The 23,170-nt window shown below is 42.4% G+C and carries 28 protein-coding genes and 2 riboswitches; of the genes, 4 read left to right on the top strand and 24 right to left on the bottom strand.

Annotation, left to right across the window (positions count from 1 at the left end):
• Positions 1 to 16: 16 nt before the first annotated feature.
• The 18 genes from folD to MHI11_RS07515 all read right to left on the bottom strand — a co-directional run bounded on the left by folD (position 17) and on the right by MHI11_RS07515 (position 12,428).
• The gene (gene folD, locus MHI11_RS07600; RefSeq protein WP_044140995.1) at positions 17 to 868 is read right to left on the bottom strand and encodes a bifunctional methylenetetrahydrofolate dehydrogenase/methenyltetrahydrofolate cyclohydrolase FolD; all 852 of its coding nucleotides are present in this window, start codon (positions 866 to 868) and stop codon (positions 17 to 19) included.
• A gap of 11 nt (positions 869 to 879) precedes the next feature.
• A complete protein-coding gene (gene nusB, locus MHI11_RS07595; protein ID WP_003216031.1) occupies positions 880 to 1,275 on the bottom strand; it encodes a transcription antitermination factor NusB in 396 nt (131 codons plus the stop codon).
• A gap of 211 nt (positions 1,276 to 1,486) precedes the next feature.
• A complete protein-coding gene (locus MHI11_RS07590) occupies positions 1,487 to 1,894 on the bottom strand; it encodes an Asp23/Gls24 family envelope stress response protein (RefSeq protein ID WP_034620383.1) in 408 nt (135 codons plus the stop codon).
• A gap of 25 nt (positions 1,895 to 1,919) precedes the next feature.
• Complete coding sequence (gene accC, locus MHI11_RS07585; protein ID WP_003215702.1) at positions 1,920 to 3,269, bottom strand: acetyl-CoA carboxylase biotin carboxylase subunit; 1,350 nt, start codon at positions 3,267 to 3,269, stop codon at positions 1,920 to 1,922.
• A gap of 11 nt (positions 3,270 to 3,280) precedes the next feature.
• The gene (gene accB / locus MHI11_RS07580; protein WP_340960788.1) at positions 3,281 to 3,757 is read right to left on the bottom strand and encodes an acetyl-CoA carboxylase biotin carboxyl carrier protein; all 477 of its coding nucleotides are present in this window, start codon (positions 3,755 to 3,757) and stop codon (positions 3,281 to 3,283) included.
• A 195-nt stretch (positions 3,758 to 3,952) separates the two neighbouring features.
• Positions 3,953 to 4,573, bottom strand: coding sequence for a SpoIIIAH-like family protein (locus MHI11_RS07575; protein WP_181462035.1), 621 nt, complete (start codon positions 4,571 to 4,573; stop codon positions 3,953 to 3,955).
• On the bottom strand, positions 4,573 to 5,244 hold the full coding sequence (gene spoIIIAG / locus MHI11_RS07570) for a stage III sporulation protein AG (protein ID WP_044140991.1): 672 nt from the start codon (positions 5,242 to 5,244) through the stop codon (positions 4,573 to 4,575). The genes MHI11_RS07575 and spoIIIAG overlap by 1 nt, the downstream gene beginning before the upstream one ends.
• Positions 5,237 to 5,869: a stage III sporulation protein AF gene (gene spoIIIAF, locus MHI11_RS07565; RefSeq protein ID WP_044140990.1), complete on the bottom strand. Its 633-nt coding sequence runs from the start codon at positions 5,867 to 5,869 to the stop codon at positions 5,237 to 5,239. The genes spoIIIAG and spoIIIAF overlap by 8 nt, the downstream gene beginning before the upstream one ends.
• A gap of 13 nt (positions 5,870 to 5,882) precedes the next feature.
• A complete protein-coding gene (gene spoIIIAE, locus MHI11_RS07560; RefSeq protein WP_044140989.1) occupies positions 5,883 to 7,076 on the bottom strand; it encodes a stage III sporulation protein AE in 1,194 nt (397 codons plus the stop codon).
• 19 nt (positions 7,077 to 7,095) lie between these two features.
• The gene (gene spoIIIAD / locus MHI11_RS07555) at positions 7,096 to 7,509 is read right to left on the bottom strand and encodes a stage III sporulation protein AD (RefSeq protein ID WP_095117840.1); all 414 of its coding nucleotides are present in this window, start codon (positions 7,507 to 7,509) and stop codon (positions 7,096 to 7,098) included.
• Complete coding sequence (gene spoIIIAC / locus MHI11_RS07550; protein ID WP_003153142.1) at positions 7,506 to 7,712, bottom strand: stage III sporulation protein AC; 207 nt, start codon at positions 7,710 to 7,712, stop codon at positions 7,506 to 7,508. The genes spoIIIAD and spoIIIAC overlap by 4 nt, the downstream gene beginning before the upstream one ends.
• 19 nt (positions 7,713 to 7,731) lie before the next feature.
• The gene (spoIIIAB, locus tag MHI11_RS07545) at positions 7,732 to 8,247 is read right to left on the bottom strand and encodes a stage III sporulation protein SpoIIIAB (RefSeq protein WP_034661265.1); all 516 of its coding nucleotides are present in this window, start codon (positions 8,245 to 8,247) and stop codon (positions 7,732 to 7,734) included.
• Entirely contained in the window at positions 8,241 to 9,164 is a 924-nt protein-coding gene (spoIIIAA, locus tag MHI11_RS07540) for a stage III sporulation protein AA (protein ID WP_044140988.1), read from the bottom strand. Before spoIIIAA ends, spoIIIAB begins: the two co-directional genes overlap by 7 nt.
• A 66-nt stretch (positions 9,165 to 9,230) precedes the next feature.
• Entirely contained in the window at positions 9,231 to 9,512 is a 282-nt protein-coding gene (locus MHI11_RS07535; RefSeq protein WP_044140987.1) for a YqhV family protein, read from the bottom strand.
• A 195-nt stretch (positions 9,513 to 9,707) separates the two neighbouring features.
• Positions 9,708 to 10,265, bottom strand: coding sequence for an elongation factor P (gene efp / locus MHI11_RS07530; RefSeq protein ID WP_003215497.1), 558 nt, complete (start codon positions 10,263 to 10,265; stop codon positions 9,708 to 9,710).
• Between the two features lie 25 nt (positions 10,266 to 10,290).
• The gene (locus MHI11_RS07525) at positions 10,291 to 11,355 is read right to left on the bottom strand and encodes a M24 family metallopeptidase (RefSeq protein WP_170966016.1); all 1,065 of its coding nucleotides are present in this window, start codon (positions 11,353 to 11,355) and stop codon (positions 10,291 to 10,293) included.
• Positions 11,349 to 11,792 carry a type II 3-dehydroquinate dehydratase gene (gene aroQ, locus MHI11_RS07520; RefSeq protein WP_003215787.1) on the bottom strand — a complete coding sequence of 148 codons (444 nt, stop codon included), beginning with the start codon at positions 11,790 to 11,792 and terminating at the stop codon, positions 11,349 to 11,351. The genes MHI11_RS07525 and aroQ overlap by 7 nt, the downstream gene beginning before the upstream one ends.
• A 108-nt stretch (positions 11,793 to 11,900) precedes the next feature.
• Positions 11,901 to 12,428: a YqhR family membrane protein gene (locus MHI11_RS07515; protein ID WP_003215963.1), complete on the bottom strand. Its 528-nt coding sequence runs from the start codon at positions 12,426 to 12,428 to the stop codon at positions 11,901 to 11,903.
• Positions 12,429 to 12,650: 222 nt separating this feature from the next.
• Between MHI11_RS07515 and MHI11_RS07510 the strand changes: the two genes are divergently transcribed.
• Positions 12,651 to 13,607, top strand: coding sequence for a DUF1385 domain-containing protein (locus MHI11_RS07510; RefSeq protein WP_340960787.1), 957 nt, complete (start codon positions 12,651 to 12,653; stop codon positions 13,605 to 13,607).
• A 38-nt stretch (positions 13,608 to 13,645) separates the two neighbouring features.
• On the top strand, positions 13,646 to 14,041 hold the full coding sequence (locus MHI11_RS07505; protein WP_003215754.1) for an SA1362 family protein: 396 nt from the start codon (positions 13,646 to 13,648) through the stop codon (positions 14,039 to 14,041).
• Here MHI11_RS07505 and MHI11_RS07500 read toward each other — a convergent pair.
• From MHI11_RS07500 to MHI11_RS07490, 3 genes are all read right to left on the bottom strand, one after another.
• Complete coding sequence (locus MHI11_RS07500) at positions 14,038 to 14,913, bottom strand: patatin-like phospholipase family protein (RefSeq protein ID WP_044140985.1); 876 nt, start codon at positions 14,911 to 14,913, stop codon at positions 14,038 to 14,040. The genes MHI11_RS07505 and MHI11_RS07500 overlap by 4 nt on opposite strands.
• Positions 14,914 to 15,016: 103 nt before the next feature.
• Positions 15,017 to 15,451 carry a transcriptional regulator MntR gene (gene mntR / locus MHI11_RS07495; RefSeq protein WP_003215946.1) on the bottom strand — a complete coding sequence of 145 codons (435 nt, stop codon included), beginning with the start codon at positions 15,449 to 15,451 and terminating at the stop codon, positions 15,017 to 15,019.
• Positions 15,452 to 15,536: 85 nt separating this feature from the next.
• The gene (locus tag MHI11_RS07490; protein ID WP_044140984.1) at positions 15,537 to 16,373 is read right to left on the bottom strand and encodes a lipoate--protein ligase family protein; all 837 of its coding nucleotides are present in this window, start codon (positions 16,371 to 16,373) and stop codon (positions 15,537 to 15,539) included.
• Positions 16,374 to 16,593: 220 nt separating this feature from the next.
• On the opposite strand from MHI11_RS07490, the gene MHI11_RS07485 reads away from it, so the two are divergent.
• Positions 16,594 to 16,974, top strand: a complete 381-nt coding sequence (locus MHI11_RS07485) for a rhodanese-like domain-containing protein (protein ID WP_034620482.1) — start codon at positions 16,594 to 16,596, stop codon at positions 16,972 to 16,974.
• 43 nt (positions 16,975 to 17,017) lie between these two features.
• Here the strand turns inward: MHI11_RS07485 and gcvPB are convergent, their stop codons facing one another.
• The 3 genes from gcvPB to gcvT are packed head-to-tail and all read right to left on the bottom strand — an operon-like array spanning position 17,018 to position 20,928.
• Positions 17,018 to 18,475 carry an aminomethyl-transferring glycine dehydrogenase subunit GcvPB gene (gcvPB, locus tag MHI11_RS07480; RefSeq protein WP_340960784.1) on the bottom strand — a complete coding sequence of 486 codons (1,458 nt, stop codon included), beginning with the start codon at positions 18,473 to 18,475 and terminating at the stop codon, positions 17,018 to 17,020.
• Positions 18,468 to 19,814, bottom strand: a complete 1,347-nt coding sequence (gene gcvPA / locus MHI11_RS07475) for an aminomethyl-transferring glycine dehydrogenase subunit GcvPA (RefSeq protein ID WP_340960782.1) — start codon at positions 19,812 to 19,814, stop codon at positions 18,468 to 18,470. The genes gcvPB and gcvPA overlap by 8 nt, the downstream gene beginning before the upstream one ends.
• Before the next feature lie 16 nt (positions 19,815 to 19,830).
• The gene (gene gcvT / locus MHI11_RS07470; RefSeq protein WP_044140981.1) at positions 19,831 to 20,928 is read right to left on the bottom strand and encodes a glycine cleavage system aminomethyltransferase GcvT; all 1,098 of its coding nucleotides are present in this window, start codon (positions 20,926 to 20,928) and stop codon (positions 19,831 to 19,833) included.
• A 106-nt stretch (positions 20,929 to 21,034) separates the two neighbouring features.
• Positions 21,035 to 21,129, bottom strand: a riboswitch (glycine riboswitch).
• A 3-nt stretch (positions 21,130 to 21,132) separates the two neighbouring features.
• A riboswitch (glycine riboswitch) is annotated at positions 21,133 to 21,240 on the bottom strand.
• A 250-nt stretch (positions 21,241 to 21,490) separates the two neighbouring features.
• Here gcvT and MHI11_RS07465 point away from each other — a divergent pair.
• Positions 21,491 to 23,161, top strand: coding sequence for a DEAD/DEAH box helicase (locus MHI11_RS07465; protein WP_044140980.1), 1,671 nt, complete (start codon positions 21,491 to 21,493; stop codon positions 23,159 to 23,161).
• Positions 23,162 to 23,170: the final 9 nt, after the last annotated feature.

Raw genomic sequence — 23,170 nt, 5'->3', positions numbered from 1 at the left:
GATGAATGGATAAAGCTTATGCTAATGTACGTTTTGCTGATTTAACCGTATTGTGTGCAAGCATCGTAATCGTCATTGGACCGACTCCGCCAGGGACTGGTGTGATATAAGAAGCTTTTTCTTTTGCCTCTTCAAAATCAACATCTCCAACAAGCTTTCCAGTATCCAAACGATTGACTCCTACATCGATCACAATAGCGCCTTCTTTAATTTGGTCAGCTTTAATAAAGTTTGCTCGACCGACGGCAACAACTAAAATATCCGCTTTCAACGTATGTTCTGAAATATTCGTTGTTCTTGAATGGCAATAAGTAACCGTTGCGTTTTCGTTTAACAGCAATTGTCCTACTGGTTTACCGACAATATTGCTGCGTCCGACAACAACGACTTCTTTTCCAGAAAGACTGACGCCCGTTTTATTTAGTAATTCAACAATGCCTGCTGGTGTGCATGGAAGGAATGTGTCTTCCCCAAGGAGCATTTTCCCGATATTCAATGGATGGAAACCATCAACATCTTTTTCAGGTGAAATACGTTCAATCACGGCTTTTTCAGAAATATGTTTTGGCAGTGGAAGCTGAACAAGAATCCCGTGGAATTGATCGCTCGCATTGTACTGATCAATCAGCTGAAGCAATGCTTCTTCTGTTAAAGAAGCATCTAAATGATCTAGCTGGAAATGCATCCCCATTGCTTCTGCTGCTTTTTTCTTCCCGCGTACGTAAGAAAGTGAAGCCGGATCATCACCGATTAGAATAACGGCAAGACCAGGTGTGACACCTTTTTGTTTTAGCTCTTCTACTTCTTTTGCTAATTGCTCACGCTTTTCTTTTGCTGTTTCTTTCCCATCGATGATTGTTGCTGTCATGTCGAATCCTCCTATTGCTGCTTTAGGTCGTTTTTAATGTTTGAAAGTACTCCATTTACAAATTTCGATGCTTTATCGTCACCGAATAATTTGGCCAGTTCAATCGCTTCATTCATTGAGACACTAACCGGGATATCTTCTTGATACACCATTTCGTACACAGACAGCCTTAAAATGGCTCTGTCTACGTTTGCAATACGATCGAGTTTCCAATTCACTAGATGCTGTGAAATCATGTCATCGAGCTTGTCCTTTTGTTCAAGCACACCGAAAACCAGCTCCTCGAAAAAAGGATCTGACTCTTGTTCATCCAGCGCATGTGTAATGGCCTCTTTCGGATCAATATTGCTCACATCAATTTGAAATAATGTTTGTAGCGCCTTTTCTCTTGCAGTTCTTCTTTTCATTATTTACTCCTTTAACCACTTTATCCGCTTGTCGTTAAGCCATACAGAGATCATAACATATTTTGACCATGGTCGCACCAAGATCCATGCGAGCTGTGACGAAAAACGACTCAATCAACGTGTGAGATCATTATTATTCGGAAATGACCCAAAAATGGGCTTTAAAAAACCAAAGAGGCAATGCCTCCTTGGTTTCACTTGAACTCTTTTTTTACATTTCTTGATCTACTTCAGCCTCAGATGCTTTAGTATCAAATTGAATACCAACGACATGAATATTGATTTCATTAATCGTTAAAGCAGTCATGTTCAAAAGAGTTTGACGGATATTTTCTTGTACAGCAGTGGATACCTTTGGAATGGATAGGCCAAATTCAACCACACAATATACATCGATTGTGATGCCTTCATCAGAGACATCTACTTTCACACCTTTACGGTGATTTTTCTTACCAAAGCGTTCTGCTACATCAGCAGCGAAATTGCCGCGCATTTCGGCAATGCCTTCGACTTCTGAAGCGGCGATCCCAGCAATGACCTCAATCACTTCTGGTGCAATTTGCACTTTTCCCAATTGATCTTCATCAAGGTTCATTTCAAGCAAATTGTTTTCTGACACGATCATTCACCTCCGAAAGCTGTGATTATTTCATGATTTGGTATGTTTCTAAAAACTTCGTATTAAAATTACCACTCACAAATGTTTCATGCTCAAGCAATCTTAGATGGAATGGGATCGTTGTGTAGACTCCTTCAATGACGAACTCTTGAAGCGAGCGTTTCATTCTCGCAATCGCTTCTTCTCTCGTCTTACCATATGTGATCACCTTTGCAATCATACTATCGTAATATGGCGGAATCACATAGCCCGGATAAGCGGCAGAATCAACACGTACTCCTAGACCGCCTGGCGGAAGATACATTTTAATTTCACCAGCTGAAGGCATGAAGTTTTTCTCTGGGTTCTCTGCATTAATACGGCATTCGATTGCCCATCCTTCATATACGACATCCTCTTGTGTAAGAGAAAGCTTCTCACCTGATGCGACTTTAATTTGTTCTTTGATCAAGTCAACACCTGTGACCATTTCTGTTACAGGATGCTCTACTTGAATACGGGTATTCATTTCCATGAAGTAGAACTTCTCTTCATTATAATCATAAATGAATTCGACTGTTCCAGCACCAGTGTATTCAACAGCTTCTGCAGCTTTTACGGCTGCTTCACCCATTTGCTCACGGATGTCTGCATTCAGCGCTGGTGATGGCGTTTCTTCAAGAAGCTTTTGCATTCTTCTTTGAATCGAGCAATCACGCTCTCCTAAATGAATGGTATTGCCATGCTGATCTGCAAGTACTTGGATTTCCACGTGTCTAAAGTCTTCAATGAACTTTTCTAAATAGACGCCAGGGTTACCAAAGTTTTGCGCTGCTTCCTGCTGCGTGATGGTGACACCATTAATGAGCTCTTCTTCGGTACGAGCCACACGGATTCCTTTACCACCGCCTCCGGCAGTTGCTTTTATAATCACAGGATACCCAATACTTGCTGCTGTTGAAACAGCATCATCAAGATCTTTTACAATTCCTTGAGAACCAGGAACAATCGGAACGCCAGCATCTTTCATTGTTTCCCTTGCGACATCTTTCGTTCCCATTTTGGAAATCGCTGATGCAGTTGGCCCAACAAAGATGACATTGCATTCCTCGCAAAGCTCTGCGAAGTCTGCATTTTCAGCAAGGAAGCCGTATCCTGGATGGATGGCATCTGTCCCTGTTAATTTGGCTACACTGACAATATTCGTGACATTTAAATAACTATCTTTTGAAGCAGTCGGTCCGATGCAATATGCTTCATCAGCCATTTGAACATGAAGCGCATCGCGATCCGCTTCAGAAAATACCGCAACTGTTTCAATTCCAAGCTCTTTACAAGCGCGGATAATTCTAACTGCGATTTCTCCTCTGTTTGCAATTAATAGCTTTTTAATCATGATCGTACTCCTTACTCTGCTTTCACTAGAAAGAGGGGTTGTCCGAATTCTACAAGCTGACCGTTATCAGCTAATACTTCGACGATTTCACCTTTTACTTCTGCTTCGATTTCATTAAACAGTTTCATCGCTTCTACGATGCACACAACTGTGTTTTCCTTCACCTTAGAACCTGATGTCACATATGGATCTGCTTCTGGTGAAGATGAAGCATAAAATGTGCCAACCATTGGGGATGTGATTTTATGCAGATTTTCAGACGCAGCTACCTCTTGTGCAGGGGCTTCGGTCTGAGCTGGAGCTTGTGCTTTAGGAGCTTGTTGAGCTGGAGCTGCTTGGACAGGAGCCACTGGTGCCGCTACTTGCTGAACGACTTCTTTATTTTTCTTTAGTTTGATTTTTGCACCTTCGTTTTCGTACGTAAATTCGTCAATTGTTGATTCGTCAATTAATTTAATCAGTTCATGAATTTCTTCAATTTTTAACATGGATTTGCACCCCTATGTATGGATTTATCTTTTTCTTATAGGCTAGTACTAAAAGTACATACTATAACCATCTTACAGGAGGATTTCAATGAATTCAACTAATATTGTGGCGAAGCGCTTTGCGAGAGCACCTTGAAGAGGGCGCCAAACCGCATCAAAAAACGCCCTTTACGGCAAAGGGCGCCTGTTCATTTTTTATTCATTGGAGGGCTCAAAAGTGACCGCTACGTTATCAAGACCTCTCATTTCTTTTGTGACCATATCAATAATATCGGCCGCTTGGGACTTTGATTTTTTGTCAGAACGAACTGTGATGCTCACTTTATCTCCCTCTGCACTCACTAGCGCATCTTTATAACCTTTTGTTTTAATTAAGGTTTCGAGCTGACGCTCCGTTCCTTCTGCTTCACTAAGCGCTGTCATTTGGTCATAAGCTTCGCTTTTTTCTTGTGCTGTTGCATCATCACTGGATACGATTTCGTTGAACTCTTCACGCTGTTTGCTTCGTTTATCTTCAAGCTCTAATCTGTATGTTGTAAAAAGCTCATCGTCTGTTTGCTCTGACACAGCCTTTCCTTCTTCACCGCTTGTTTCGATATCCTCTTGTTTACCATTTGTTTCTTTGTCAGTGGACTTCTCATCAGCGCCTTTTTCCATTCCTTTTTCTGGTTCAGTCTTTTTCTCTTCCGTTCCTTTTGATTTCATCTCTTCTACTGTCACTGCATTTTCACCTTGTGGAGACATGATATAGTACACACTTAAGACGACAACTAAACTTAGCATCGTTAATAGCCAAACCGTTTGTTTTTTTAACATCATTCCGAATCCTCCTTGATTTTTTTAGGGGCAACAGCCACTCTATGGCTCGGTACATCAAGCACTCGTGTAACCGCTTCAATAATGGTTTTCTTTATTTGAACGTTGTCTACTCCTTGAGCAACAACGAGAACACCTCGAATATCTGGTTTTTTCGTTTGCACTATGACTGGCGTTTCTTCATTGCCATTTTTGATGATGACGATTTCTTCTTCTTTTGTTTGATCGGTGACACTTCGCACGCCGCCTTCTTTATCTGTTTCTTCGGTCGTTGTGCTTTTATTGGATTTGTTTTTTTCAAACACTTTTAAAGAAGTTGCGTCTACATTGACCACAATCGATACATCCTCAACGCCAATAATGGTCTCTAAAATTTCTTTCAGCTGATTTTCGTATTCTTGCTCCACATCTTCAATCGAATTCTTTGATTTACTTGACGATGCCGGCTTGAATACCTCCTGCTCTTGTGAGGTTGTTTTTTTAGAAGCAGGAACAGCAGCTTGTTCTTTGCTTGATGGCGGTGACAAGATCTGACTGACTAACATGAAAGATACGCCGATGATGAATACAAGCAGCAAGTAATGGTGCTTCGTTAATTTTGGTTTCCCTTCACCTTTTTCAGGCGGCTGCAAGAATGATTTCAGCTTTTGTTTCCAGTCCTTGTTATTCATGATCTGCTGCGTCACCTCCCTCAATGTTCAGCGCAATGTGCTCAGGACTCGTATTCCAAACATCAGCAAGCGTCTCTTTCACCCTCTTGATCTCTTTGCTAGAAGATCCAGCGCTTTCCTCCTTTTGCCTGGAGAGATCAATGTCCACCTTTGCCACCGTTTCTACAGCATCACCTGTGAGCGGGGAAAGAACTGCTTTGATGCGAAATTGATCCGCCTCCATATTCTGATCCAGGTGCTCTTCATCTGCCAGCACTTCTACGTGTTTCATTTCATAGCTCTCCTTCTCCAGTGGCTCCTTTGCGCTTTTTTCTAGTTGGACAGCCATTTGCTTTAAAATATATGCACGCTGAGAGGCTTGTATTTCTTTTTTTTCTAAATTCATCTGATTTTTTATTTCTTCTGACTGTGCTTCTTCCTTTCCCTTTATCAATTCTGAGAAAATTTGGTCAGGGTCTGCCCGAAATAAAGCAAAAATCGGATTGAGCATCACCACAATCAACAGGAGGCTGACGACCATTTTGGCATATTTTTGCATGCTTGAATTGGGAAGTAGAAGATCAATGACAATCGCAAATAAGATAAAGAGAATAATACTTGTGATCCATTCCGTGAGAAAACTCAAAAGGTGTCCCTCCTTACTTCATCATCATGGTCAGGTTGCCAGCAGTAATAATGACGGTAATGCTTAAAAAGAACATGAGCGACACGACAGCAAGTGCAGCAAAGATATAAAGCACACTTTTAGAAATGACATCAAGGCAGCTGATAATCGGTCCGCCTCCTAATGGCTGAAGAATGGCTGCAGCAAGCTTATATATAAGGGCTAGCGAGAGCACTTTAATCGCAGGGAAAGCGGCAATTGAGATGAGAATAGCGACGCCAACAAGTCCGACCGTATTTTTAAGTAATACAGAGGCACTGATGACGGTATCCGTCGCATCTGTAAACATTCTGCCAAGGACGGGGATGAAATTTCCGGTAATAAATTTGGCTGTACGAAGTGCGATACCATCCGTAACCGCAGCAGATGCACCTTGCACAGAAATGACGCCAAGAAAGACAGTTAAAAAAACGGCTAACCCGCCTATCGCCACATTTCTTAACAGCTGGGCAAGCTGGGTAACCTTGTATTGTTCAGTCAGCGTACTGACAATGCTCAATATCGCTGATAAAAAAATAAGCGGAAGAACGACATATTGAATAAAAACGCCGCTCGTATTCATTAAAAATAAAATAACGGGATGAAAGAATCCGGCTGAGACAAGCCCGCCTGATGAAGCAATCAGTGCTAATAACAGAGGAATAAGAGCAAGAATAAAACTGGTCATCGTTTGAATGGCTTCTGTTGCATAAGAAATCGCCACATGAAAGCTGTTGAGTGCAATAATGATCAGCACCATATAAACAAGTGCGTATGCGACTTTACTGACAGTGCTTTGTTCAAATGCATTCTGCAAAAGCTGTAAAAGCGAACAAAAGATGGTGAGTAAAATCAGTGTGCCAAGGAGCTTTCCGTTTGCGATGACCTCGTGAAAAAGATAATGAACAAAGGCTTTCAGCCATGTCTGGGGAGACAGCTCTTTATCGCCATCAATCATTTCCTTCACTGTTCCTTTTTGGCTTTCTGGCAGAAAGCCGCCATACTCGTCCAATATGGTTTCCCAAAAGTCACTGATGGAATGAAGCTCAAGTGCATCAGCCTGTCCAGTCGCCACTTCTTCTGCTGCTGGTGCTTCATTTGATAAAGGCTCTTTTTCTTCTGCGCCTGCGTGCGGAGCGATCAGCCAGAAGAAAAGCATCAGTCCCATAACAGCTGTCACCCGTTTCATTGTCATCACCTCTTTTCAATTAAGTCATGGACGGGATCATACCTAAGATGGTCTCAATGATGACTGTTAAAATGGGGACTGCCATGACCAAGATGAGAATTTTGCCGCCAAGCTCTATTTTTGATGCAATGGCGCCTTGTCCAGCATCTTTTGTCAGCTGGGCGCCGAATTCCGCAATATAGGCAATGCCAATAATTTTTAAAATGGTTTCAACATACTTCATATTGACGCCGGCACTTGCCGCAATTTTTTCTATCATCGAGATAATGGCATAGATTTGATCTATTAAATAAAGAAAGATCACACACCCTGTAAATACAACAAGCATAAAGGCGAAGGTTGGCTTTTGTTCTTTGACAATTAATGCTAAAAAAGTAGCGATTAAACCAAGTCCAACAATTTGTATGATGTCGATTTGTAAGCCCTCCCCTATCCTTGAAATAGAAATACGGCTTTAATCTTTTTAAACAAATCATCTACAATGGTTGCCACCATAAACAAAATGTAGATAAACCCAAGCAGTGTGACCCACTGAGCGTACTCCTTTTTCCCCATTTGATCTAAAATCGTATGGAGGAATGCCACAACGATGCCTACTCCCGCAATTTGAAAAATGACGTTTACATCAACGCCCATGCTCTCGACTCCCTTCCTCTCACATCAATAAAAGAATCAGTAGTAATCCGCTTAAAAATCCGAGGCTTCTGACCATTTTTTCATTTTTGGCTTGGGCGATTTCAGCTTCCTTCTCCTCCGATTCCAAATGACCTAAAGCAAGCTTGATATATTTTTGCTGAGACGTGACATCATGCTGGCCAAGTGTTTCTCCAAAGTGCTTCAGTGCCTCATATTCGCCTTTTTTTAAGACGGTTTTTTTCCAAACATCCTCAAGACTCTCATTCCATGCATGCCGTGCAGAAAAGGTTCCAACTTTCAGCTTTTCTGCAAATTGTTCAAATAACCGATTCACAGGAGGACCTACTTGCGACGCAATTTGCTCTGCTGCACGCGCTAGCGGTGTTTGACCATACATAATTTCAGCTTCAAGAGACTGGAGCGCAAACCGGAGCTGCCGAATTTGTTTCGGCCGGTCGCTATATCGTTTGGCAAACTCGAACCCTCCCCAAGTCGTAGCCGCGACAATCAAGATAGCGCCAATGAGCTTTAACATACGTCCACTCCCCGCCTCCATTTCATTTCTTGTCCGTCTTGGTCATATATCCGCCCGATCGTGCCGGGACCGTCCTTGCGATTTAATTCAACATATCGTTCAAACACTCGAAGCTCCCATAACGGCTTCAATGATGGGCGTTTATACACATCTTCAAGTGAATAGCCATGAACGGAAACGATAATGGTGACCCCAGCATGAATCGCTTCTAATAGTGCCTGCACATCCTCGCTTTTTCCGATTTCATCGACAATCATGACCTCTGGACTCATAGACCGAATCATCATCATCAAGCCCTCAGCCTTTGGACACGCATCGAGCACATCCACCCGGTGTCCAAACTGGTGCTGCGGCACCCCTCTTATACACCCAGCGATTTCTGAACGCTCATCTATAATGCCTGTTTTTTTAGGAGGAATTGCTTTTGTGCCTGTACTAGCCAGTCTTGCTATATCCCGCAATAATGTTGTTTTCCCTGTTTGCGGTGGACCAATGATCAGTGTATTGCACCAGTGCTCGTCATATAAATAGGGAAGAAAGGGAAGCGCAATCCCGACTTTTTCTTTTGCGATGCGGATATTAAATGAAGAGATATCTCTTAATCCTTTGACAATGCCGTTTTCAACGATCACCTTTCCTGCAAGTCCCACCCGGTGTCCGCCCGAAATGGTGATGTAGCCTTGCTTTAGCTCCTCTTCAAGTGTGTACATGCTGTAATTGCTCAGCCTACCTAATAGCTGAGACGCATCTTCTCCTGTTGTGTGATAAGAAAGAAAGCGCGGTTTTCCTCTTTCCATTAATTCAATAGGACGATCCGTGCGAATGCGGATTTCTTCTATTTGATCCCATTCTGCTTCTTTTAGCAGTCTAAGTTCTTGTCCAATCGAGTGCGGGAGAATATCCAACAAACTCCGCAACGAATTCCCCTCCTTTTTTTCTTCTCTAAAATGTATGATGGGAGACGTTAATTATGCCAAGCCGTTTTACTTATAGATCCCAACAAGAATAAATACGACACCAATGAAAATAAAGACGAGCTTGGCATAGGATAACTGCCCTGCGATTTGATAGATTCCAATCGTCATCGTGATAATAAAAATGAGCGGCCCAATGATCGCCAATATACTATTGATGATAACCGCTTTTCGAACGTCATTTGTGACTAAAATGAGGATGGCGGCCGTCAGTTCAATCGCTGCCGATAAAAACCTCATGCCTGCCATCGCAGCGACTGATGGATGTAGACCTGGGAGAAATTGTTTCATATAGAACCTCCAGCTTTTTTTACACTATATGCTTGTCTAGCTGGAAGTAGTCTTGTTTTTCAGGAAGGAAAAGAGATGAATGAGAGAATTGAGAGAAGGCCTGCCTTTTGGGGAGTCTTACATGTTTTACAATAAAAAAAGACTGTAAACACGAGGTTTACAGTAAACACGAGGTTTACAGTCTTTCTTCATTTATTACGCTCTTGACACGTATGAACCGTCTGATGTATTAATGACTAGTTTATCTCCTTGGTTCACAAAGAAAGGAACGTTGACGATTAAACCAGTTTCTGTTTTTGCAGGTTTTGATCCGCCTGATGTTGTGTCGCCTTTAATACCAGGCTCTGTTTCTACTACTTCTAGTTCTACCGTGTTTGGAAGTTCTACTCCAAGTGTTTCAGCACCGTACATCACAATATGAACCGACATATTTTCTAGCAAATATTTCAGCTCATCTTTAATTTGTGTTTCACTTAGTTCAAGCTGCTCATAAGAACTTGTATCCATGAAGACATGCTGGTCGCCATTTGCATACAAGTATTGCATTGTTTTTGTTTCGATTTGAGCTTTCGCTACTTTTTCGCCTGCACGGAATGTTTTTTCTTGAATAGCACCAGTACGCAGGTTACGCAGTTTCGAACGAACAAACGCTGCGCCTTTCCCTGGCTTTACGTGTTGGAAATCCACTACACGCCAAATACCGCCGTCCACTTCAATTGTCAGGCCTGTACGAAAATCGTTTACTGAAATCATTTTGTCATCCTCCTACATTTCACCATCATAATATGATAAGTTCTTTCGGTGAGTGGGTCAATCGTTTATTGCCGTCAGCTGTCAGGACAATATCATCCTCAATTCTCACGCCGCCGACATCCGGTAAGTAAATTCCCGGCTCAACTGTCACGACCATTCCTTTTTCTAAGACGACCTCTGATCGTGAGGAAAGGCCTGGCGCTTCATGCACTTCCATCCCTAGCCCGTGGCCAGTTGAATGCCCAAAGTATTGACCATAGCCATACTTTTCAATGATGTCACGTGTGATGCGATCAGCTTCTTTTCCTGTTAAGCCAGGCTTGATTCTATCCACACCAGCGTTTTCTGCTTCTAATACGATATGATAAATTTCCTTTAGCTTATCGCTCGGTGTGCCAACAGCGATCGTTCTTGTCATATCAGAGCAATATCCTTTATAGTAAGCACCGAAATCGAGTGTGACTAAATCACCAGATTCAATCACCTTTTCACTCGCTCTTCCGTGCGGCAGGCTTGAACGAACACCTGAGGCGACAATCATATCGAATGAAGATCCTTCAGCGCCTTCTTTTCTCATGAAAAATTCAAGCTCGTTCATGACAGCAATTTCCGTCAAGCCCGGCTTGATGTAAGTGAGAATATGATCAAAGGCGTGATCTGCAATCTTCGCAGCTTCCTCTAATATCTTAATCTCTTCACTAGACTTAATCAAGCGCAACTTTTCAACTGATTCTGAGACCGGAACAAGCTCAATATCACCTGCTTTACCTGCATACTGCTGGTAAGTGGCAAATGTCATATGGTTTTGTTCAAACCCAAGGCGTTTGATCCCAAATTCCTTTGCCGTTTGAGCTGCGGTTTCTACGATGTTTCCTTTATGTTCAATAATGTCGAAGCCTTTTACTTGGTCCTTCGCTTGCTCTGTATAACGGAAATCCGTGATAAAAGCTGCCCGGTCCTTTGAAACAACGGCGAGACCGGCTGAGCCAGTAAAGCTGGTCATGTACTGTAAATTAAAGCTGCTCGTAATGACTAGACCATCGATCTCTAATTCAGATAAAAGTGTTCTTAACTTTTCAAGTTTCATGATACTGCTCCCCCTTCACTCACTAAATAACGAATCGCCAATTTATACCCTTCTAAACCAAGACCAACGATTTGCCCTTGGCATACTGGAGCAAGTACAGAATGATGGCGGAATTCCTCTCTCTTATGAACGTTTGAGATATGTACTTCAACAACGGATAAAGAAATACTTGCAATGGCATCTCTTAGGGCATAGCTGTAGTGTGTAAAAGCCCCCGGGTTAAACACGACTCCATCGTACTGATCTTCTGCCTCGTGGAGCGCATCAATCAAATCTCCTTCGTGATTCGATTGAAAGAACGTTAACTGGATATTGGCTCTTTCTGCAAACTGGAACAAATCCGTTTCTAAATCTGTCAGCGTCTTACTTCCGTAAACAGCCGGCTCTCTTTTGCCAAGCCTATTTAAATTGGGCCCATTCAGCACAAGAAAATGAGGCATACAACCACTCCTTCACCCTAATTCAATCTATATCGAGATCTGTTTCTTTTTTCTTAGAAACCTTTCGTTTCCAAAAATATTTTATCATATGAATAGGTGATTTACACTTTATTCTGTCTTTTTCCCGAGTGCCCTCGCAAGCTTTTGACTCGTTAATTCATTATATTCAAACGAAATACTGTACCCGACAAACATGCCGTATAAAATATATAGACAAAATGTCGTGACGATGGTGCTTTGCTGCAAATCCTGGACTTGCTTTACATCTGGAAAAATGGGATTAAATACGTAAAAAACGAGCAGCCATAAAAGCGCGCCATATATCAGCCCCATCCAATAGCCTTTGATCCGTTTCAAAAGCCCATAATAAATAAAGGCTGCCCCGATCGATAAAACCCCTAAAAGTACAATACTGATAAAAGTACCAAGTCCGCCCTTTTTCCACTCTCCGAGCACAAAAGGCTGAAGGAGCATATTGGGACTCACCTCTGAGAAATGAAACATATGGGTCAGAAACCCGATAAAGCCCCAAAAAACACCGCCAACAAAGCCTGTCGCAGCTGCTCTTGCCAACAGCGATGACGTTTGTACAGCCTGATTTTTTTCTTCTTGGTTTTTCTTTTCATCACGTTTCATTTGTGAACACCTCCAGCAAGTAGTATGTCCAAAATGTCATGAATAAAAAGGATTCCATCCGTGAGTGTAAAATTTTTATAACAGGGTATACTGGCTAAAAAGAGGTAGATAGAATTCTAGTAGATAATCGACCTGTGAGCTAGTGATTTCCCCTCATTTCCTGTACAATAAAGGTATAAGGAAAAGCATGTAAATTACAGGAAACAGGCAGGTTGATGAAATATGTCCAATCAAACAAAACCTCCAGCATATGGAGGGCAGGCAGTTGTCGAAGGTGTCATGTTCGGAGGTAAAAAGAACTATGTGACAGCGATTCGGCGAAAGGATCAGTCCATTGAGTTTTTGAAGCTTCCCCGGACCTCCAATAAACGAACCGCCTTTCTCAAGAAAATCCCCTTTGTCAGGGGTGCTGCTGCACTTGTTGAAGCAAGCGCAAATGGCAGTAAGCACTTAAACTTCTCCAGCGAGCGCTATGACTTAGATCCTTCAGAAGATCATACTCTTGAAAAAGAACAAAAAAGCTCGAAATTATCTATGATTTTCGGCATTGCTGTGATCGGAGTTCTCTCTCTTCTCTTTAGTAAATTTGTCTTTACCCTAGTACCTGTCTTTTTAGCTGAACTTGTGCGGCCCGTCTTTTCAGGGAATTTCGCACAAATCGCAGTGGAAACATTCTTTAAACTGGTCCTGTTATTAGGCTATATTTACTTTATTTCCATGACCCCTTTAATTAAAAGGGTATTTCAATATCATGGCGCAGAACATAAAGTCATAAACTGCTATGAACAGAATCTTGACATCACAGTGGAAAATGTCCAAAAACAATCACGGCTTCATTATCGATGCGGTAGCAGCTTTATTTTATTCACTGTCATTGTCGGAATGTTCGTCTATTTACTCGTACCGACAGATCCTTTATGGGTGAGAATTCTGAATCGCTTGGCGCTCATTCCGGTTGTTCTCGGCATTTCATTTGAAGTGCTTCAGCTTACGAACAAACTCCGAGAAGTGCCTGTGCTGAAAGTGCTTGGCTATCCTGGTCTTTGGCTGCAATTGCTCACAACAAAAGAACCCTCTGACGATCAAGTCGAGGTAGCCATTGCAAGTTTTAATGAACTTCTTCGTTTAGAGGAAGCGTCTCTAAAACAAGCGTCAGATTCTGCTCATCAAGTGATCTAACTTATAAATCCGGTAAATTCCTTCGGAGGTGGACAGTTATGAATCGCCGAGTACATCCTGCTTTTACCATTATTTTCGCTTTAGGTGTTTTGGGATTTGTGTATTTACTCACAACGAATCCAGGCAGACTTTTTACAATGCTGCTATCAGTTGTGATCATTGGAGCGGTTATGTTCTTCCTATTTAGATGGCTGATGAATCGAAGAACTGGAACAGAAGGCAATCTTTATCGTAAAGCAGTCAAACAATCGAAACGTCGCTACCAGCAGCCTAAACCAAAAACGAAAAGCCAGATGAAAAATCGGGTCACTCATTTGCGAAGCGTGCCGACTGACCACAAGTCTAAGCCCGTCCTTCTCAAAAAGAAAAGCCAAACACAGTTAACTGTGATTGAAGGCAAGAAAAACAAAAAGAAGAATCGCGCTTTGTTTTAAAATGTCCAGCTTTTTAAAAATTGCTCGGCCTTCTGTCTGCCTAGATCGACGAGCGCCTTTTTCTTTTCTGTCATTAGCTGAAAATCTGTGGCAATGACGTGTTCTACAGGAATAAAAATAACATGACGTTCGTGTTTTGTGGCAATGTGTCTTTCGTCATGAGCACCACGCATCGTTTCAAAAAGAGCGCCAAACAGTTCAAACGCATTGCGGATGGAGTGTTGGGGGCGTTCTTTTTCGTTTGGGGTTAATGTGACACCGACGAATGGTCTTTTTTTCTCTTCGGCAAACAACCAAATTGGAAAATTGCTAAGCACGCCTCCATCCACAATGGTACAAATGCCTTTTGATGACTTTAGTTTGACAGGCTCGAAAAAATACGGCAGACTGCAACTCATCCGGATTGCCCTCGCAACAGAAAAGCGCTCTGAATTTAAGCCGTATGAAGGAAGGTCGTCTGGTAGAACGAGGATTTTCCCATTTGTTAAATCAGAGGCAACAATTTTCAGCGAATCTTTTTTGAGATCCCCAAATACGGTGACCCCCTTTCGTTTCAACACATCTGTCAGCCATTTTTCCAGCCGGTCGCCTTTGTACAGACCGAGGCGCCAGTAAATGGAGACCCACCTAAGCATTTTAAACGGAATGAATTGACATCTCCTATCAAGCAAGTGATGTTCATCCATTTCATCTAAAAGTTCCCGAATCTCCTGACTTGTAAAGCCTGCTGCGATGAGTGAAGCAATGATCGCTCCAGCACTTGTACCAGCAAGGCGGACAAATTGAAATCCTCTTGCTTCAAGCGCTTCATAGGCACCCGCAAGTGCCGCCCCTTTAATGCCTCCACCTGAGAACACACCATCTATCTTCATCAAGGAGCCCCCTTTGATATCACGCTATTAATAGTGTAAGAGCATATGCTTTCAATTAGAACTTTAATCAAAAAGGACACCCTCAGCATGGGTGTCCTTTTTCTTAAGATTCTTGATTTGTTTGTTCGTTTTTCTTTTGAATCGCTTTCAGCTGAACAGATCGCTCGTCGTTTTCTTCAAAGAATTGAACGAGATCGCCGATGCGGTCAATGCTGTTCCAGCTGAGATGATGTTCAATGCCTTCTACATCATCATAAATTTTCTCTTCATCTACACCAATGATTCTTAAAAATTGCTCTAGCAGTTCATGTCTGTATACGAGACGTTTTCCAATTTTTTTGCCTTTCGGGGTTAAAATTAGACCACGATACTTCTCATAAATGAGGTATTCATCTTTATCTAGCTTCTGAACCATTTTTGTTACAGAGGAGGGATGGACAGCGAGTGCTTCTGCAATATCAGAGACTCTAGCATATCCTTTTTCTTCTATCAGCATATATATTTGTTCAATGTAATCTTCCATACTAGGTGTAGTCATAAAACCCCTCCATAATGCACCTTTACTTAATAATCATAACAATTCTACACCATCGCCCTTTAAAAAACAAGGAGTGTCCTTTGTCCTAACGCTTGTAATTCCACTCGTCTGAGGCATATTTCGTTTTGGCAAGATGGTGGACAAATGCTAACTCTTCATCTGTCAGCTCATAAGGCATAAGCTCAATATTTAATCCTTTTTCAAATCCTCGTTTAAACGCCACACGCGCATCATCTATTGTACAAGTTCGGTCTGAGATTTCATTGATGGCGACCGCTTTGTTTTTAAAGCTTCTCTGCATCCGCTCTCTCACACGGTCGTTTGGATATAGAAATAAATCGAACAGTTTGTCCTCATCAAGGTCAATTAAGATGGAGCCGTGCTGGAGGATCACTCCTTTTTGTCTCGTTTGAGCACTGCCTGCTACCTTTCTGCCTTCTACGACAAGCTCGTACCAGGAAGGGGCATCAAAGCATACAGACGATCTTGGATTTTTTAAGCTTTCTTTTTCTTTATCTGTTCGAGGAATGGCAAAATACGCATCGAGTCCCAGTTCTTTAAAGCCCTCTAAAATGCCTTCTGAAATGACGCGGTACGCCTCTGTCACCGTCGCCGGCATTTCTGGATGTTCTTCTGACACAATTACGCTGTAGGTCAGCTCCTGATCATGAAGAACCCCCCGCCCTCCAGTCGGTCTGCGGACAAACCCAAGGCCATAGCGCTCGACTGCTTCCATGTTGATTTCTTTTTCAACATGCTGAAAATACCCAACAGACAATGTCGCAGGATTCCATCCATAAAAGCGGATGACAGGCGGGATAAGCTTCTCACTATGCCAATAAAGCAAGGCTTCATCCATTGCCATGTTAAAGGCAGGGTCTTGATTTCCTGTATCAATGAAACACCATTTCTCTTTTTGCATATAAAAATCCCTTCTCTTTTACGTAGTCAATGTTAGATGATGGTCATGGCCACCGATATTCTCTCTTCATCAGTCTATCAAATAGGGAACGAATTGAAAATAATTCTTACCATTTATGATGACAAGTTTCTTATGCTTTACTATAATAGTATTTGTCTAAAACGTACCATCAGACAGGCCACTGTGCTGATGCTCAAGAAGGAGTCGAGTTGTATTGTCAATGTTCAACTATATCGTCCTCTCACTTTGTGGACTTTTCGTTCTTTATTCTGTCGGCAGCTACATTTATCAGCAGCGCATTATGAAAACGCTGACGGAAGAAGAATTTATTAAAGGTTACCGCAAAGCTCAACTCATTGATGTGAGGGAGCCAAACGAGTTTGATGGCGGACATATTTTAGGGGCAAGAAACATCCCCCTTTCCCAGCTAAAACAGCGCAAAAATGAAATTCGTCCTGACAAGCCTGTTTATCTCTATTGCCAAAACAATTTGAGAAGCGGAAAAGCAGCGCAAACTTTACGTAAAAACGGCTGTCGTGAGATTTATAATTTAAAAGGCGGCTTTAAAAAATGGGGCGGCCGCATCAAAACGAAGAACTAACAAAAAAGACTCTGGGAGCATGATCCCCCTGAGTCTTTTTTCTTTATCTTTCAAAAACGAGAACTGGATTTCGCGCGGCCTTTGTTTCGTCCATTCGTTTGACAACCGTCGTATGCGGCGCTTCCTGTACCACTTCTGGATTCTCTTCTGCTTCTTTGGCAATCTGAATCATCGCTTCGATGAAGGCATCAAGAGTTTCTTTTGATTCTGTTTCAGTTGGTTCAATCATGATACATTCCTCTACATTGAGCGGGAAGTAGATCGTTGGCGGATGATAGCCAAAATCAAGTAATCGTTTGGCAATATCCAGTGTACGCACACCTAATTTTTTCTGACGTTTACCTGAAAGGACAAATTCATGCTTACAGTGACGGTCAAATGGCAAATCGAAATGAGTACTTAAGCGGCGCATCATATAGTTCGCATTTAACACGGCATTATCAGTTACAGCCTTTAAGCCGTCTGGACCCATAGAGCGAATATACGCATATGCTCTGACGTTAATGCCGAAGTTACCATAGAACGGCTTCACACGGCCAATTGATTCTGGTCGATCATCATCGAAGTAAAAGCGGCCTTCTTTCTTCACAAGCACCGGCTTTGGCAAGTACGGGATCAAATCTTTTTTTACGCCTACAGGACCTGAACCAGGGCCTCCGCCTCCATGTGGACCTGTAAAGGTTTTATGAAGATTTAAGTGAACAACGTCAAAGCCCATATCCCCCGGTCTTGCTCTGCTCAAAACGGCATTCAAGTTGGCTCCGTCATAATAAAGTTTGCCACCAGCTCCGTGAACGACTTCAGCCATTTCTAAAATATTTTCTTCGAATAGGCCGAGTGTATTCGGATTCGTCAGCATTAAAGCCGCAGTTTCTTCATTGACAACACGGCGCAGATCCTCTAAATCAACAAGCCCATTCTCATCAGATGCGACGGTAATGGTTTCAAATCCAGCCACTGTCGCAGATGCTGGGTTCGTTCCATGGGCAGAATCCGGCACAATGACTTTTGTTCGCTTAAGATCTCCTCTTGCTTCATGGTACGCACGGATCATCATGAGTCCTGTCCATTCTCCGTGTGCTCCTGCCGCAGGTTGTAATGTCACAGCATCCATCCCCGTAATTTCTTCAAGATGATCACCTAGGTCATACAGCAATTCTAATGCTCCCTGCACAGTGTCTGCCTCTTGTAGTGGATGGACTTGCGCGAAGCCTGCAAGGCGTGCAACCTTTTCATTAATCTTTGGATTATATTTCATCGTACAAGAGCCAAGAGGATAAAATCCGGAATCGACCCCATGATTGCGTCTTGATAATGCTGTATAATGACGCATGATATCAAGCTCAGATACTTCAGGAAGCTCAGCATCCTCATGACGGATGTACGCCTCATCAAATAGGGCCAGGATCTCCTGTTCAGGTACATCTAAATCAGGCAGGCTATAACCAATTCTTCCTTCTTTGGATAATTCAAAAATAAGCGGCTGATCTTGTTTATTCATGGCGATCCCCCAATTCCTTCATGAACGTATCAATTTCTTCTTTCGTTCTTAGCTCTGTCACGGCGACAAGCATGTGATGTTGAAGCTCTGAGTAGTCTCTCCCTAAGTCATAGCCGCCGATGATTCCTTTTTCAAGCAATCGTTTATTGGCTTCTTTCACAGGTTCTTGTAATTTGATGACAAATTCATTGAAATGGGCCCCTTCTACATCAGCAAGCAGTCCATATGCTTTTGCCTGTGTCTTCGCATAGTGGGCTTTTTGTACGTTTTGATACGCGATGTCTTTGATGCCTGTTTTTCCGAGTGCTGTCATGGCAACGGAAGCGGCTAATGCATTTAATGCCTGATTCGAACAAATATTGGACGTCGCTTTATCTCTCCGAATATGCTGCTCACGCGCTTGAAGGGTTAGTACAAACCCACGAACACCATTTTCGTCTTCTGTCTGCCCGACTAAACGACCTGGCACTTTTCGCATCAACTTTTTCGTCACAGCAAAATATCCGCAATGCGGCCCGCCAAACGCTGCTGGAATACCAAACGGCTGTGCATCACCAACGACAATGTCTGCTCCAAGTTTTCCTGGCGGCGTCAGTAACCCAAGTGCAAGTGGATTACTAGAGACAACGAACAGACTTTTTCCTTTATGCGCAATAGGTTCAATATCTTTTAACGGTTCGACGACACCAAAAAAGTTTGGATATTGCACAAGAACTGCTGCTGTATCTTCGCAGATAGCCTTTTCTAATGCTGCTAGGTCCGTCTGCCCTTTTTTCGCAGGCACTTCAACAACTTCGATGTGCTGTCCTTTGGCGTATGTTTTTAGCACGGCTCTTGCTTCAGGGTGAACCGTTTCAGAAACAACCACTTTTTTCTTTTTTGTATGTCCAGCAGCTAGCATTGCCGCTTCAGCTAATGCTGTCCCGCCATCATACATCGAGGAGTTAGCAAGATCCATACCTGTCAGCTCAGCAATCATTGTTTGAAATTCAAAAATGGCTTGTAGTTCACCTTGCGAAATCTCCGGCTGATAAGGTGTGTATGCTGTATAAAATTCAGAACGTGAGATGACATGATCCACAATGACAGGCTGGTAATGATCATATACACCGGCACCAAGAAACGATGCATAGGAAACCGTATCTTTATTCTTTGCAGCTAATCGGGATAATTCCCTTACAAGCTCTGTTTCAGATGCGGCTGCTTTAATGTTGTATGCTCCTTTAAATCTCACTTTTTCTGGGATATCTGAAAAAAGCTCATCAATCGACTGAACGCCGATGACATCCAGCATTTCTTTTTGATCTTGCTCGGTTTGCGGCAAATACCTATGCTTCATCCTCTATTCCCCCTCGTTATTTGGCTCTTTTATAAAATGGTGTTGCGACGATTTTCGCTTTTAGACGTTTTTTGCGAACTTGTACTTCTATCTCTGTTCCAAACTGCGCCTGAGAAGATTCAATTAAAGCAAGCCCGACATTTTTCTTTAATGTTGGGGACTGTGTGCCCGTTGTGACTACCCCAATCTGCTTTTCTCCTGAAAAGACCGGATAGTCTGTGCGCGGAATCCCTTTATCTATCATTTCAATGCCGACAAGCTTTCGCTTCGGCCCCTCTTCTTTTTGCTTCTTGAGCGCTTCTTTGCCAATAAAATTGGCTTCTTTATCCGTTTTGACAGCAAAGCCAATCCCGCCTTCTAATGGAGAGATATCCTTTGTCAGCTCCTGCCCATAAAGCGGAAGTCTTGCTTCAAATCTCAAGGTGTCACGTGCACCGAGCCCGCACGGTATTAATCCTTTTGGTGCGCCTGCTTTTATTAAAGCCGACCAAATGTGGACCGCATCTTCTGACTGGCAATAGATTTCAAAGCCGTCTTCTCCTGTGTAGCCAGTTCTTGAAACAAGCACCTCTTTTTGAGCAACTTCAGCTCTTGATAAAAATGTAAATGGCTTGAGCGATGTCACTTCTTCATCCGCCACATCTTTCATTATGTCAGCGGCAAGAGGTCCTTGAAGGGCTAGCAAGGCGATTTGATCCGAGACATTTTGGATCAATACGTCGTCCTTATCTTGATGCTGAAGCAGCCACTCCACATCTTTTTCGATATTTGATGCATTTATGACAAGCAAATAATCGTTCTTTTCTTTTTGGTAGACGAGCAGATCATCCACTGTCCCGCCATCTTCATAGCACATGGCTGTATATAGTGCCTTACCGTCTGTCAGCTTAGACACATCATTGGTTAATAACCTTTGTAAAAAAGGAAGGGCATCTTGACCTTTGATTTCCACCTCACCCATGTGAGACACATCAAAAAGCCCTGCCTTTGTTCGAACAGCTTCGTGCTCTTCTTTAATGGAAGAAAATTGGACAGGTAATTCCCAGCCCCCGAAGTCAATGGTTTTTGCGCCAAACGTTTCATACGCATGAAAAAGCGGTGTTCGTTTCAACATCAATCGTTTCCCCCTTTTTTCTTTCAGTGCAGATCACAAGCTGAATTTTCAGAAAAAAATCACAGCAAAAAAGGACAGAAAGCGCTCCCTTTTATCAAAAAGAAGTCTCTGTCCTTGCACCTGAAAGTTTACAGCACAACATCATTGTGCGTTTTCCCCTTTGGTGGTTTGCTAAAAACGATGAGCAAACACTCTCCAGAGTTGCGTCCGGTAAGAGTACTTTTGCCTGAGAGATTCACTGAAACAATTCAGCTTGCTCCTTCGGCGCCTGCCAGTGCTAAATAACCGCCAAGTCTCTCCCCATACCATCATCCGCTCATATTCTTCACATTTATTGGACATACTATCAAAATGGGTGACTTATTTGCTAGATCACTTACCAACATCCTACCATTAGAAACGGATGAAGAGCAACAGAAAAATCATTAACATTTTTTAAACAACCATTCATTATCGTTCGCTTTTATTCAAATATCTAGTCTTTTCAAGACCTCTTAAAAAATGAAGCGTTTAAATACAGAACAATTTTATCCTCAACCTACTAGAAAGGCAGGCGACCACATTGAATATTCAAACGATTTTTGATCAGGATTGGGCAAGTGAATTTCAGCAGCGGCTTGCAGCAGACGGCCCCTGGGCGAACTGGGAAATGTACCGTTTAGCGACGCAGGTCCAAAAAGTCACAGCCATTGATTCATTTGAAGGACTGCAAGCTCCTGCCCATCTGCCTGCATTCACGCCTTTAAAACATCAGCTAGAAGTAGCCAGAAGAGTCGTAGAAGAGATGAACGGAAAAGCCATTTTAGCAGATGAAGTGGGACTTGGAAAAACCGTAGAAGCAGGACTTATTATCAAAGAATACATGATTCGTGGACTTGCCAAAAAAATTCTCATACTCGTCCCCGCCTCCCTTGTATCTCAATGGGTACAGGAGCTGCGGACGAAATTTTATATTGATGCTGTCGAACAAAAAAAGAGCTATGTATGGGAGCAGTGTGACGTCGTGGTTTCCTCCATTGATACAGCCAAAAGACAGCCGCATCGAGACACCATTTTATCAATTGCCTATGATATGGTCATTATTGATGAAGCACATAAACTGAAAAACAATAAAACGAAAAACTATGAATTTGTGAGAAATCTAAATAAGAAATTCTGCTTGTTGCTGACAGCGACGCCTATCCAAAACCGTATCGGAGAAATATTTAATCTTGTCTCCCTTCTGAAGCCAGGTCACCTAGGGAATGAACATCAGTTTAAAGATGTCTTTGCCAAAAAGGATTTACAGTTAGAAGACCATGACCGTTTAAAACAGCTTGTGAATAAAGTGATGATTCGTAACCGAAGGCAAGACACGGGCATCGAGTGGACAAAACGGCATGTCAAAACGATTTCCATTGATTTCTCTTCGACGGAACAAGCATTATATGATGAAATCTGCAAGCTGAAAGAGAACCCGTCTTATACTAAACACATGTTTTCCATCATGACCTTGGAACGAGAATGCTGTTCAAGCCGCGAGGCGGTCTATATGACAATTAAAAAGATGCAGGAAGATGAAAAACATCTCCTTGGTTCCTCTGCTATAGCGCAAATTATGGAGAAAATCAATCAAGTGCAGCAAAACACAAAGGCGCTTGAAGTCGTCAAGCTTATTCAGCAGTTAAATGAAAAGGTCATTATTTTCACCGAATACCGCGCGACACAAATTTATTTACAATGGTTTCTTCAGCAAAATGGCATCAGCTCCGTTCCTTTTCGGGGCGGCTTTAAGCGGGGCAAAAAGGATTGGATGAAAGATTTATTTAGAGAACGGGCACAAGTGTTAATTGCGACAGAAGCCGGCGGCGAAGGAATCAACCTTCAGTTTTGTAACCAAATCATCAACTACGATCTTCCGTGGAACCCGATGCGTTTAGAACAGCGGATTGGACGTATCCACCGCCTTGGACAACAGCGAGATGTCCACATTTACAATATGTCCACAAACGGTACCGTTGAGGAACACATCTTAAAGCTTTTATATGAAAAAATTCAGCTGTTTGAAAACGTCATTGGCGATCTAGATGATATTTTAACGCGAATCGATATCAAAGATGCCGAAACCCAACTGCATCAGATTCTCTTTCAGCACGAATCAGACGGTGACATGAAAAAGAAATTAACTCAGTTTGCTTCTTATTTAACACAAGCAAAAACACCGCTTTTAGAAAAAAGACAGCAAGGCTCATAAAGGAGAGTT

The organism is Bacillus sp. FSL K6-3312, from assembly GCF_038007485.1.
Taxonomy (GTDB): Bacteria; Bacillota; Bacilli; order Bacillales; family Bacillaceae; genus Bacillus; species Bacillus pumilus.
Note: the sequence above shows the minus strand (reverse complement) of the source record. Positions and strands in the feature narration are given on the sequence as shown.